The 13,280-nt window shown below is 54.2% G+C and carries 9 protein-coding genes; 8 read left to right on the top strand and 1 reads right to left on the bottom strand.

Annotation, left to right across the window (positions count from 1 at the left end):
• Positions 1–131: 131 nt before the first annotated feature.
• Positions 132–1,550, top strand: a complete 1,419-nt coding sequence (locus tag METFOR_RS06905) for a hypothetical protein (RefSeq protein WP_015285397.1) — start codon at positions 132–134, stop codon at positions 1,548–1,550.
• A 501-nt stretch (positions 1,551–2,051) separates the two neighbouring features.
• Here the strand turns inward: METFOR_RS06905 and METFOR_RS06900 are convergent.
• Positions 2,052–2,804 carry a heparan-alpha-glucosaminide N-acetyltransferase gene (locus METFOR_RS06900; RefSeq protein ID WP_015285395.1) on the bottom strand — a complete coding sequence of 251 codons (753 nt, stop codon included), beginning with the start codon at positions 2,802–2,804 and terminating at the stop codon, positions 2,052–2,054.
• Between the two features lie 114 nt (positions 2,805–2,918).
• On the opposite strand from METFOR_RS06900, the gene METFOR_RS06895 reads away from it, so the two are divergent.
• From METFOR_RS06895 to METFOR_RS14510, 7 genes are all read left to right on the top strand, one after another.
• Complete coding sequence (locus tag METFOR_RS06895) at positions 2,919–3,779, top strand: methanogenesis marker 8 protein (protein ID WP_015285394.1); 861 nt, start codon at positions 2,919–2,921, stop codon at positions 3,777–3,779.
• Positions 3,780–3,869: 90 nt separating this feature from the next.
• Positions 3,870–4,286 carry a response regulator gene (locus METFOR_RS06890; protein WP_048110858.1) on the top strand — a complete coding sequence of 139 codons (417 nt, stop codon included), beginning with the start codon at positions 3,870–3,872 and terminating at the stop codon, positions 4,284–4,286.
• 17 nt (positions 4,287–4,303) lie between these two features.
• Positions 4,304–5,539 (top strand): PAS domain S-box protein, encoded by a 1,236-nt coding sequence (locus METFOR_RS06885; RefSeq protein WP_048110857.1) that lies wholly within the window; start codon positions 4,304–4,306, stop codon positions 5,537–5,539.
• Positions 5,540–5,662: 123 nt separating this feature from the next.
• Entirely contained in the window at positions 5,663–6,040 is a 378-nt protein-coding gene (locus tag METFOR_RS06880) for an MscL family protein (protein ID WP_015285393.1), read from the top strand.
• Positions 6,041–6,385: 345 nt separating this feature from the next.
• Positions 6,386–7,390: a mechanosensitive ion channel family protein gene (locus METFOR_RS06875; RefSeq protein WP_015285392.1), complete on the top strand. Its 1,005-nt coding sequence runs from the start codon at positions 6,386–6,388 to the stop codon at positions 7,388–7,390.
• A gap of 115 nt (positions 7,391–7,505) precedes the next feature.
• Positions 7,506–9,029: a PKD domain-containing protein gene (locus tag METFOR_RS14515; RefSeq protein ID WP_052310767.1), complete on the top strand. Its 1,524-nt coding sequence runs from the start codon at positions 7,506–7,508 to the stop codon at positions 9,027–9,029.
• 218 nt (positions 9,030–9,247) lie between these two features.
• A complete protein-coding gene (locus METFOR_RS14510; protein WP_015285389.1) occupies positions 9,248–13,069 on the top strand; it encodes a PAS domain S-box protein in 3,822 nt (1,273 codons plus the stop codon).
• The last annotated feature ends 211 nt before the right edge of the window (positions 13,070–13,280 follow it).

Below are 13,280 nucleotides of genomic sequence, written 5' to 3'. Positions count from 1 at the left end.
TCTATCTTTAAGGTACTGCCAATGACGAAATATTGCACCAAAGATTTTTATATGATAACAAAACGTTAATCACAAGTTTTATCAGAGAATGAAATAATAGGATTGCATATATTTCCGGGAGATATGGTTTTATGAGACGAAAAACGAACATACTTATCCTTGTCCTTGTTGCCCTGTTCTGCTGTGCCCTTGTGCCGGCAGCATCGGCAGCATTCACAGCGGATTCCACACTAGCTGACGGTACTGTCATCCAGCCCGGCACCGTTATCACGGTCAGCATCACGGGTCTTTCCAACACAAACGAATTCGGATACAGGATTACTTCGGACAATCTTGATGTAACTGAGAACACAGTGAGACTAAATTCAGTTTATGTGCCTTTCGATTTCTCCAACGGTGATGTCACAACAACACTGTCCACAACTAAGGGAATCTCCGGCGCTACCACGCTTGTCGTGCGTCGTCCTGATGGATCTGAAATATTGAGGGAGTCGAGTAATCCAATCACGTTAGGTGCTAACATCAAGAAAGGAACGTATGATGTTTCCATGAGCGGAACAAGATCCGGAGGCCAGGTCGGAATTAATTATGCCGTAATTGGTAAGGTTGAAAACGTAAATCCTGCAAACACATATGACCTGAGTTTTACCGTCACAGGTATTAATTCCGGATCCATCACAATCAAGGTAACAGATAGTGGCACCACCCGTTTTGAGAGGACCTATACAGTATCCCAGCCACCGACACCCCCCAACCCGAGCGGAGGAAGTGAGGGATATGGCGGCTCAGTTCCCGCGGCACCTGCAGCACCCGCTGCTCCCCAGCAGCAGGCTCCGGCCCAGTTAGCCCCGGTGCAGGGAACAACGACAACCACAGCAACTATCGCCCACAACGAACAGGGCCAGGTTCTTGCCAATTACGAGATTGAGACAGATCCGGCCGCAGGATTTTCATCGGCTGTCAGTATCGATGTCGGTACCACGGCGGTCATGGGACCCGGGACACCGAACGCCGGCCAGCCGGTAGGGGAGATCTCGGTCACTCCGCTTGATCCCGCAACGGTTACTATAGACACGGCAACGAGCGGAACCTTCTCCTTCTCCGGCCTGGCTATTGAATGCGGACCAACGGGGGCGCAATTTACCGGCTCGCCCGTCACCATATCGTTCACCATGACTGCAGCGCAGTGGGCAGATGCTATCGCGGCCGTCAATGGCAACATTGCAGCGATGACCATCCAGACCTTCGATCCGGCAACCAATGCATGGGTTGAAGTACCGACCGTTGTCGACCCGGTCACCCACACGGTCAGCGCCCAGGTTTCCCACTTCAGCTTGTATGCCGTATTCTACAAGTCGGGGGCAGCCACCGGCGTCAAGACCATCGGGGAACTCGCCCAGGTTACCCCATTCCAGCCCCGGGTGACAACAGCAGCTCCCGCAGTAACTCCGGCTCCGACCCAGATGGCGCCCGTTGCAACTCCCACGCAACAGGGTGGGATCTTTGACGGAATCATCAACTGGTTCAACTCGCTGTTCAGGAAACAATAAGTTCCCCGCAAAAACACCTTTTTGAATATTTTTTAAACCGATCCGGATCGAAATGAACCATGTTCGAATCCGGCCCGTCAACAGACTTCGAAGATGAGAAGAACCAGAGGTTCTCTAAAAAACCCGTTGTGATCGAATAGTAATACACCACTCCTAAAGCGGCAGCTGAAACTGCTGGCAGGTTACACCGGATTAAAACCAATCATGATCGATGGTGTAAAAGGTAAACACCCGAATCCTGTCAGCATTGCGCTCCTGAATCCTGCCTTTTTCCCCCACCCAATCCTCTACCCCTCCGGGGCCCGATGCATGCCCGGATGGGTGCCTCTCAAAAAACGGGGATTCCGGCAGGGAGTGGATTCCCGCACAGGGAGTATCCAGGACACTCCCGTTCATCACATTCCTCAATGGTGATGTGGTATGAAGCAATGTACCGGGTGGTATGGATGATGGAGCAGAACAGATCCGGAAGCACCTGGTGAAAAAACCGGCCAACAAACCTCACAGTACTTTCGTCCCGGTCACCAGCGCAAGCAGCAGGATGATCACCGGCTGGTGGACAAGATAGATCACGAGCGAGTGCCGGCCCAGAAACGAGAGCGGCCGTACAAAAAGATCCGTCAGGGGCTCCAATGTAAACTGCCGGGTCGCACCCGCGTACAGGAAAGCCCCCACACCCATCCCAATCAGGACAACGCCCAGCCACGGGAAGATTGGCGTGTAATCAACGGACCAGAACGTGGGCCCATAAATTCCCAGTGGAAGGAGGAGCATTGATGGCGACAGCAGGCTGATACGACTCATCACGAACCACCCGATGAGGATACACAGAATTCCAGCAGGAATATTCCAGGCCCTGAACCGGAAGAAAAATGGCGAGAGCATCACCGAGACACCGATCAGGTGCAAAATCCCGAAGATCACGTACCCCTGCGGGAGATAGAACCATGTCGCCAGCGTGACCAGCAGGCCGAGCGTAAAGATACCGGCGCCCCGGAGAAAAAATTTCTTTACCAGCAAAAGACCGGACAGTTTCGTTGCCGCACGGTCATGGCTGATGACAAGCGAGATCCCAACAATCAAAAGGAAGAGTGACGCGGTCGCATACGCAAAATACCGCCAGAACCCGGATGCGACATCGACGGGAAAGATAGCGAAGAACGAGAGGTCGAAAATCGTGTGGAAGACAATCATCATGAGGATCGCGACCCCGCGGGCAACATCGATCTCCCAGAGCCGCAACCCCCCGCCCATACAGAATTATCGTCGTTGTTCCATCATATGCATTGCCATGAACGCGGGCGGGAAGCTGCCTGCATGCAATAATCCTATATTCCCTGAAACAAACTGGTGTTGGGAAGATCCATCATGACGCAGGGAAACGACGAGCATATCATCGAAGCGATCGGCCAATGCCGGATCGTGATCCGCAACGGGAAAGTTGTTGAGGTCGGCGAACCCCGGATCCGCGACTGCCCGCTTGCGAAAAAATTTGCATACCCGATCCCGGATATCACAAAGGAATCAGTGAAGGCAAACATCGAGCACCGGATCAAGGCCTTTGGCATGTGCACGCCAGACCGGGAGGTCATCGACAACCGGGAGTTTGTCGGATTCGGTGCATCGGAACTGCTGAGCTTCGGGATCCAGGCCGGGCTGCTCGACGCTGCTGTCATTGCCTGCGACGGGGCCGGCACGGTCGTTGCCACAAAACCGGCCATGGTGCAGGGGATCGGGGGAAGGATGTCGGGACTCGCCTCGACATGTCCGTACACTCAGGTCATGGACCGGATCGAGAAAGAAGGGGGATTTGTCCTTGACCGAAAACATGCCGCGATGGACCCGGTTGCCGGCGTTGCGCTCGCGGTGGAAAAAGGGTTCCGGAAGATTGCGGTCACAGTCGCGGGACCTGACGCGGCAGCAGCGATCCGTAAGATTCACCCGGATACCTTTATTGTCGGGGTCCACGTCACCGGTCTCACAAAACAGGAGGCAGAAGATCTTGTCGCGGCATCCGACCTTGTCACCTCGTGTGCCTCAAAGACCATCCGTGAGGCAGTGGCCCAGAAAGCCCTTGTCCAGGCCGGGATCGCCATCCCCGTCTTTGCCATGACCAGCCGGGGAAAGGAGCTTATCATTGAGAAAATCCGGCAGGGAAAAGAACCGGTTCTTGTCAAGCCGACAAAACTTCCGGCGCTTTCCGACCAGCAGCCGGGACCGCTGATCTGAAATTCCTCGGTCTCCCTTTTTTCACCCAAACTCGTATCATGCTGCAATAATGAGCATACACTGCATAACCCGGTTGCGGGCGTTTCTAATATGGCGGACACCTATTCCGTTCTTTACGTAGACGATGAAACGGACCTGCTTGAGCTGGGGAAACTCTTCATTGAGCAGGGCGGCCAGTTCTCTGTTTCCACTGTCGAGTCCGGGACCATCGCGCTGGAGATGATGAAAGAGCATTCCTTCGATGCCATTATCTCCGATTACCAGATGCCCGAGTGCAACGGGATCCGGTTCCTTCGGCATATCCGGCATGACTCCGACATCCCGTTTATCCTCTTCACCGGGAAAGGGCGCGAGGAGGTGGTGGTTGAAGCAATCAACAGCGGTGTGGGCTTTATCTCCAGAAGGGCGGGGATACCAAGGCCCTTTTCGCGGAACTCGGCCACAAGGTCAACCAGGCCATTTCCCGGAGGAATGCAGAAAAGGCACTGCACCGTCACCTTGACCTGATCCGGATGACTTCGGTCATGGCAAGGCGGTTCATCCGGCTCTCTCCCGAACATATTGACAAGGCAATCATGCAACTCCTTGCGGAGACTGGTTCGGCAACCGGTGCGGATCACGGTTACATTGCGCGGGAGAATGCCGAAAACAGCGAGGTTATTGTTACCCATGAATGGACTTTTCCAGGTAATTTCCTGATGAAGGACCGGATCGGCTCGTTCAAAGTTCCGGGTTTCTCCTGTTCTGCGGACCGGATCCAGCAATTCGAACCGGTTTACGTCCCCAGTGTCGCGGCACTGACCACGGAACCGGGCGAGACGGGGAAACACATGGCATGGCTGGCCCAGATCGCGATCCGGTCGTTCGTCCTCATTCCCCTTGCTATCGGCCAGCAGATCGTGGGATTACTCGGGATCGATTCAACCACGAAAGAGAATGTTATCCCTGCAGAAGACCTGGACATCTTCCGGATCTTTGGCCAGATCATTGCAGGGGCCCTTGCCCGGAAAGCCTCCGACAAGGCACTCCATGAATCCGAAGCACTGTATCGCACGGTGTCTGAATCAACCGGAACTGCCATGATGGTTTTGGGAGAAGACAAGATCGTGATCCGGGCGAACCGGGAGATGGTGCGGATCTCCGGATACTCCCGCAGCGAGATTGAGAACCGGATGCTGTGGACGAAGTTTGTCTTCCCGCAGGGTGTCGAACGCATGAAGAAATATCATGAAATGCGCCGGGCCAATCCCGCGAGCGTGCCGAAGAATTACCAGTTCAGCTTCCTTGCCCATGACGGGCATACGATTGATACATACATCACGGTCGGGATGATCCCGGGGACAACGAAGAGTATTGTTTCTTTAATCGGCATCTCCAAAGAGCACGCTGTCCTTCAGGAACTCGCAGATTCCGAGGAGAAATTCCGGTGCCTGACCGGTTCGCTCGCGGAAGGGATCTACAGGATCCAGGACAACCGCTTCATCTATGTCAACCCGGCGTTCTCCCAAATCACCGGCTGGCCCGCTGACGAACTTCTGGCCTTACCGGATTTCACCCTCCTCTTTCCGGAGGAGGACCGGCCCCGGGTGAGAAAAGCCGTTGCTGACCGGCTTTCCGGCATTGTCAGCTCGGAGCGGTACACGGTCAATGCCCGGCATCAGGACGGGTCCCTGTTTCCCGTTACCATCCATGGATCCCTGACACGATACAAAGGCAAGCCCGCAATCATCGGGTCGATCACTGCGGGCGACAGATCCTGACCCGGCACATCAGCCTTTTGCTCTGGAATCCCCGGCGTTGTCTTTCCGGTGATAGTAAGCCTAATGAAGGAACAGGTTCATGGTAACAATCAGGGACGATGATGTCCTGACTGGTGTATCATTATGGTTGATAAAACACTTGGCAACGCTGAAAAGATGATTGGCGGAGGGGTGTCTACCCTGGGCAAAGGTGCCGAGGGGTTCAGCAAGGAGTTCATGGATTTCCTGAACAAATACCAGGTTATCGGTCTTGCAGTTGCGTTTGTCATCGGTACTGCCGCAACGAAACTGGTCAATTCGACCGTGAACGATATCATCATGCCCATCATTGCCGTCATCATCCCGGGCGGCGACTGGCGGCTGGCAACGCTGGAGATCGGCCCCCTGAAGTTCCTTGTCGGGGACTATGCCGGGGCCATCATCGACTTTGTCATCATCGCTCTCGTCATCTTCCTGCTGGTCAAATATATTATGAAAGGAGACACGACGAAAAAAGTCTGACGACTTTTTTCTCGAACTCGGGGTCTGACGACCCCTTCGTTCTTCGAAGAAAGTCTGATAACTTTCGTTTTTATACTCCGGGATTGAAGTCCTGTCGCACTTCGAGTGAGTAATTCCCGCCTCAGCGTCCCTCATGGGATATGAGAGGGCAATATCGTGTTTCGAAAAAGTAGTTGATGCCGCCGCAGGGCGCCCTTCGGGGCGGCGGCCGTTCATCACAACTGGGGGTATGGGGCATCAGCCCCCATCATTATTTTATGTCATGTTTTTCATGGAATAACTTCGTGATAAGCTAACTGCGTGGATCTGAATAATTCAAGAACCGGCGCAGCACATAGCTGATGAATGGACTCGACAATCATTGACTCGTTCCTGTACATCGCGGCGGGGATTGTCGCTGCGGTCATCGTGTATGGTGTCTTCCTCTTCTTAAAGAAACGAGCAGAGAAATCAGAGACAAAACTGGACGACCTTCTCGTCCACTCGCTGGGAAATCCGCTGGTCCTCCTTGCATTCTTTGTGCCGCTGTATTTTGCCATCAAAAATGCCATCGTGGTCTACCCGCAGTTTGCGTGGCTTACCAGCTCGAACGCCATCTATGCACTGTACATCCTGATCGCAACCTGGATCATCGCAACGTTCGTGGACGGGGTCCTGGAGACGTACGGCGATGCCCTTGCAGAGACCACGGAATCTGAGGTGGACGACCAGATTGTCGACATCCTCAAGCGGATTGCAAAATATCTCATCTGGTTCACGGGAATTCTCTATGTCTTCACGCTCTTCAATGTGAACATCACCCCCCTCATTGCCGGTGCCGGAGTCATCGGCATTGCCATTGCCCTTGCTGCACAGGATCTCTTCTCCAACTTCTTTGGCGGGGCTGTCATCATCACCGACCGCCCGTTCAAGGTGGGCGACCGCGTCCTCATCAACGATATCCTCGGGGACGTTGTACATATCGGGCCGAGGAGTACCCGGGTCGTGACGCTGGACGCCGATATCGTCACCATCCCGAACAACAAGATCTCGACAAGCGTTGTCCGGAATTATTCCCTGCCCAGCCCGCAGGCCCGTGTCCTGATACCGGTCTCTGTTTCTCCTGATTCAGATATCGAGAAGGTGAAATCCATCCTGATGCAGGTCATCGATGACGCAAAGTCACAGAAATGCGAGTTTATTGCTGAGGTCCCGGGCTCAACCATTTACCTGGCCAGGATGGACAAGAACTCGCTGACCTTCGATGTCGCTCTCTTCACCCACGAGTACACCTACGCAAATATTGTCCGCGATTATGTCAACACGAGGATCATTGAAGCGTTCCGGAACGAGGGGATCCGGTTTGCATAGCGGTAGCAAAAAGAGAAAGGACAGGAATTCCTTTATGGAACCACAGAATATACCAGAGCATGTACAACCGAAGCAGGATCTCCCGTCCGCTCATGGACACCAAACCGGGGGGACCATGACGCACCGCATACTGGTCTACCTGTTTCTCTGCATCTCGCTCCTGGGGCTTGCGTCCCTGCCCGCTGCGGCAGCGGACAGCACAAATCCCGGCTCCGGATACATCGTTGTGACCAATCCACCAGTTGCAGATTTTTTTGCCAGCAACCAGCACGGTTCACCCCCGTTCGTGGTCAGCTTTGCTGACACGTCCCTGGGATACACGCCCATGACCTATGCATGGGATTTCGGGGACGGGACAACATCCGACCGCGAGAATCCCACCCATACCTACAAGGCTGACGGCGAGTATACCGTCAGCCTCACGGTAACAAACCAGTACGGATCGGACACAAAGACCGTGGACGGGTTCATTGCCGTAGGCAATCCGCCGGTTACGGACTTTTCCGCGGTGCCCCTTGAGGGCACATTCCCCCTTACCGTCTCGTTCACCGATACATCAGCAAACAAGCCAACTGCATGGAACTGGGACTTTGGCGATGGCGGACTCTCCGCGGAAATGAATCCCACGCATACATTTATGCAGCCGGGGATCTACACGATCCAGCTGAAAGTCTCCAATATCTTTGGCAGCGACACCATCTCAAAGACCAGTCTCATCAGTGTCGGCAGCCCGGCACCCTCAACCGCTCCCACACCGGGCACACCCGCACAGGAACGCCGGGAGGGAATCATCGGCCTGATCCAGGAAGCAAAAGGTCCTGCAGCAACAAACCTCCCGGCATCGGCATACATTCCCGCACAGTTCATGGCGCTTGCCGCGGTCATCACGAGCATCGCGGTGCTCGTCATCCAGATCATTGTTGCAAACATCGGGTTCATCTGGCAGATCATCCTCAAGTTCCTGAAATTCTTCGCAGACCTCATCGGGGGACATGCGATCGAGAAACTGAGCGAGAAGGAGATCGCTGCCCGTAAACTCGCAGTACGGAAGATGGAGCAGCATTATTTCGGGCTCTCGGCAACGGAAGTCCTGGTCATCGAGATTGCCATCATCATTGTCGCGCTTGCCTTCATGCTTGCAGACCGGGCCGAACTCACCCTTGACATGGTGCTCATTTACATTGCTGTTGGTGCGGTGTCCGTGTTGCTCCACGATTTTGCGCACCGGTACTTTGCCACAAAACACGGGCAGGATGCAGACACCCGGTTCTGGGGCCTTGGGACGGTCATCATGTTCGTCACGGCGTGGCTCTTTGGCAACGCATTCGGCGCCTCGTACCGGAATCTCGTCAACAGGACGGACGATGAAAACCCGAGAACGATAGGGATCGAGATGGTGGCCGGGCCGGTTGTCTCCATCATCCTCACGTTCGTCTTCCTGGCCATGGTGATGCTTGGCGGTGTCTGGGCTATTGCCGGGGGGATCGGGTTCACCATCAACCTTATCACCGCGGTCTACAGCCTGATGCCCATCGAAACCATGGACGGCCTTGCGATCTGGCGCTGGAACAAATCCCTTTACCTGGCGCTCTTCATCCCGATCTTCGTATTCTACTGCGCGGTGTTTATGCTGATATAGACTATATATGCATTATTATCGCGGATTTCAGACGAAATTTTTTTGACATTTCCCCCGGCAAAAGGGATAAAATCCGCAGGATTGCATAGATTCACAGAAAAATATGCCCAGATTATTCTTTTTTTCCGCAGGATAAAACCGAGTTGTATATCAGCTCCTGCGATTAAACCGTACACGGTTACAGCCCGGGGCATCGTCTCGTGCCAGGACGCTTGCATATGATTTCAGTCCTTTATGTAGATGATGAAGAAGTGCTCCTTGACATTGGCAAGACCTACCTTGAGCGGACGGGCAAACTCAAAGTCGACATAACAACCTCTGTCTCACGTGCACTCGAACTCCTCTCCACCTCCCACTACGACGTAGTCGTCTCCGATTACCAGATGCCGGAGATGGACGGCATCGAGTTTTTGAAGAGCTTACGGAGGCAGTTCCCGAAACTGCCGTTCATCATTTTTACCGGCAAAGGGCGGGAGGAAGTAGCGGTTGAGGCATTCGAGTACGGTGCGGACTTCTACATGCAGAAGGGCGGTGCACCCAAACCCCAGTTCACCGAACTTGCGCGGAAGATCATCACCGCACACGAGCACCGGCAGGGGGAGTTCCATATCTACCGGCTCAACCGGCTCTATTCCCTCCTGAGTGCAACCAACAAGGCCATTGTGCGGAACACAAAAGTGCCTGACCTGCTCGAGGAGATCTGCAAAATCTCGGTTGAGAGCGGCGGGTTCCGGATGGCATGGGCCGGTATCGCCGGCGGGTCCGATACCATCGGCCCCATTGCCTCGTACGGGCACACGGATGGTTACCTGGAGAACCTGACCACAGCACCCGATGCGAAGGATCCCGAGTGCAGCCCAACGCTTGCAGCATTCCGCTCGGGAAAATGCACGATCTATAATTCCCTCCCGGAAGATCCGTGTTCGTATCCATGGAAAGCCGAGGCGATCCGCAGGGGATACCAGGCCATCGCGGCAATCCCCTTTGCACGCGGTACGCGCTATGCCGGTGCCCTCACGCTCTGCGCCCCCGAGACCGGGTTCTTTGACGACCAGATCGTCTCCCTTCTTGAAGAGATGGCCCATGACCTGACTTTTGCGCTCCGTGCCCGGGAAGACGACGAGCGGAGGAAACGGGCAGAGGCAGAACTCCACAAGACAAACGTGGAGCTTGCGGCAGCGTACGAACAGCTGACAGGACAGGAAGAGGAACTCAGGGCAAACTACGATGAACTGAAACGGAGCGGGGACGCTCTGCGCCAGAGCGAGGAGAAGTACCGCAGGATCGTCGAGACGGCAAACGAAGGGATCTGGGCGCTGGACAAAGACTTTTCCATCTCCTTCATCAACCGGAAATTCGCCGAATTCCTCGGGTATTCAGAGCATGAACTGATCGGGAAGAAGATCACCAGCCTCATGGGAGCGGAGCACGCCCGGGATTACGGTGTCCGAAAGAAGAACTGGAAGGAGGGGAAGAGCGAACAGTTCGAATGCCGGTTCATCCGGAAAGACGGAAGTACCTGCTGGCTCCTTGTCTCCGGCTCTCCTTCTGTCGACACGTCGGGCAATTTTACCGGCTCGTTTGCTATGGTCACGGATATCAGCAGCCTCAAGGCTGCTGAGGACAAACTGGCGAGAAACGAGAAGAAGTTCCGGCATATCTTCGATGCCGCACCCTACCTGATCATCTCGGTCAACCGGCAGGGAGTCATTGTTGACTGCAACCGCAAGATCCAGGATGTGCTGCAGTACGAGAAGAGCGAGATCCTCGGAATGCCGTTTGACTCCCTCCTGTGTGGGGATGATAATGCCAAAGTGCAGGAGCATTTCCGGCAGACGCTGACAACCGGTTCAGCAAAAAACCAGACATTCAGCATGCAGAGGAAAGATGGGACGGAGATCGGTGTCAGCCTCAGTTCCAGCGGGCTTAAGGACCAACATGGGACATTCTTCAGGATTGTCTGCGTCATCGAGGATATCACCGAACTCCGGGAGATGCAGGATTCACTGCTCAGAAAGAACGAGGATTTGGCAGCCTCCTTTGAGGAACTGACCGCCATCGAAGAGGAACTCCGCCACCACCATGAAATCCTGCTGAAAAACGAGGCGGCCCTCAAAGCCAGCGAGGAAAAGTACCGCTGCATTGTCGAGACGGCAAACGAAGGCATCTGGATGCTTGATTCTGACTTCAACACCACGTTCGTCAACCGGAAACTCACGGAGTTCCTCGGCTATTCAGAAGAGGAGATCCTGGGATCAAGCATCACCAGTTTCATGGCAGAGGAGCATGCAAAGGACCATGCAATAAGGAGACAGAACCGGATCGCCGGCATAAGCGAACAGTTCGAGTGCCGGTTTATCCGGAAAGATGGGACTACCTGCTGGTTTTTGGTATCCGGTTCCCCGATCTTCGATGATGCAGGGCGTTTTTCCGGTTCGTTTGCCATGGTGACGGATATCAGCCGTCTCAAAAATGCTGAAGAGAAACTGGCACGAAACGAGAAGAAGTTCCGGCATATCTTCGATGCTGCGCCTTACCTGATCATCTCGGTCAACCGGCAGGGCATCATTGTCGACTGCAACCGCAGGATGAATGATGTGCTGCAGTACGACAAGAGCGAGATTATCGGAAAACCGTTTGCGTCCCTTGTCCACGGGGATTATGCAGATACCGCAAAGGAATATTTCCGGCAGGCGCTGACCACCGGCTCGTCGCGGAACCAGATCTACCGGATGCAAAAGAAGGACGGGACCAGCCTCGATGCCAGTGTCAGTGCAAGCGGGCTCAAAGACCAGCACGGGACATTCTTCCGTGTTGTCTGTATTGTCGAAGATATTTCCGAACTCCGGCAGATGCAGGAATCGCTGCTCAGGAAGAACGAAGACCTTGCGGCGTCCTTTGAAGAACTGACCGCCATCGAAGAAGAACTCCGGCACCACCACGAAGAACTGTTACGAAACGAGGCTGCCCTCAGGGCAAGCGAGACCCGGTACCGGAATATCTTCGAAAATGCGATCCTGGGCATTTACCGGACTGCCCCGGATGGAAGCATCATCGAGATCAACCCGGCCTTTGCATGGATTTTCGGGTACTCCTCTCCCGACGAGATGAAACAATCGGTCCGGTCCATGTGTGACCTGTATGCCAATCCAAAGGACCGGGACATCGTCACTGGACGGATCACAAAAGGCGAGGCGATCCGGGCAATGGATATTGAGTTCATACAGAGGGACGGGGAACATATCTGGCTTACGATAAACGCGCGAGGGATTCCAGACGATCACGGTGAGATCCTTACCCTTGAAGGGACAACCGAAGATATCACCGACCGGAGATTAGCCGAGAGCGGGCTCAGGACAGCCCATGCCAAGCTCCAGCTTCTCTCAAGCATCACCCGCCATGATATCCTCAACCAGCTTGGCGCGCTCCGTGCCTACCATGACCTGGCCCAGGACAATGAAGACGACCCCGAGAAACTGGAACTCATCAGGAAGCAGATGAAAGTTGTCACTACCATCGAAGAACAGATCACCTTCACCCGGGACTACCAGACGATGGGCATGATAGCGCCGTCGTGGCAGAACATGAATGCGCAACTAATCAAGTCCACGCGGGGTCTTGTCTTAAAGGATGTCCGGATAGAAGCAGAGCGGACTGATGTCGAGGTACTGGCTGACCCGCTGCTGACGAAGGTCTTCTATAACCTTGTTGACAACTCCCTTCGCCATGGAGGTACAACAATGGACAGGATCCGGCTCTCGTTCCATGAGTCCGATGAGTGCCTTACCTGCTTCTATGAAGACAATGGGCAGGGTGTCCCCCAAAAAGACAAGCCTCTTGTCTTTAACCGGGGCTTTGGCAAGAATACCGGCCTTGGGATGTTCCTTGCCAAGGAGATCCTTGCCATCACCGGTATGACGATTCTGGAGATCGGGGAATACGGCAAAGGTGCCCGGTTTGCCATAACCATCCCGAAAGGGGCGTACCGGTTTGTTGAAACCGCAGATACCCTTCCACAACAATCCAAGAAAAAAGCCTGATGCGAGGAGGTTTTCTCATTTTCGATCCTGGTGGTTGAAGGGATGGAAACGATCCATTTTACATCGGGAGTTTTCTCATCGCCTTTCAGAGAAAAATGGTCAGGAACAGGATGACGCAGGAAAAATGCAGCACGCCCTATGGCGGGAATACCCTCGTTAGCGGTAATGCGGGCGATACGACGGAAAATTAAACCGGACACATGAGGAAACA

The organism is Methanoregula formicica SMSP, assembly GCF_000327485.1.
In the GTDB taxonomy this organism is placed as follows: domain Archaea; phylum Halobacteriota; class Methanomicrobia; order Methanomicrobiales; family Methanospirillaceae; genus Methanoregula; species Methanoregula formicica.
Note: the sequence above shows the minus strand (reverse complement) of the source record. Positions and strands in the feature narration are given on the sequence as shown.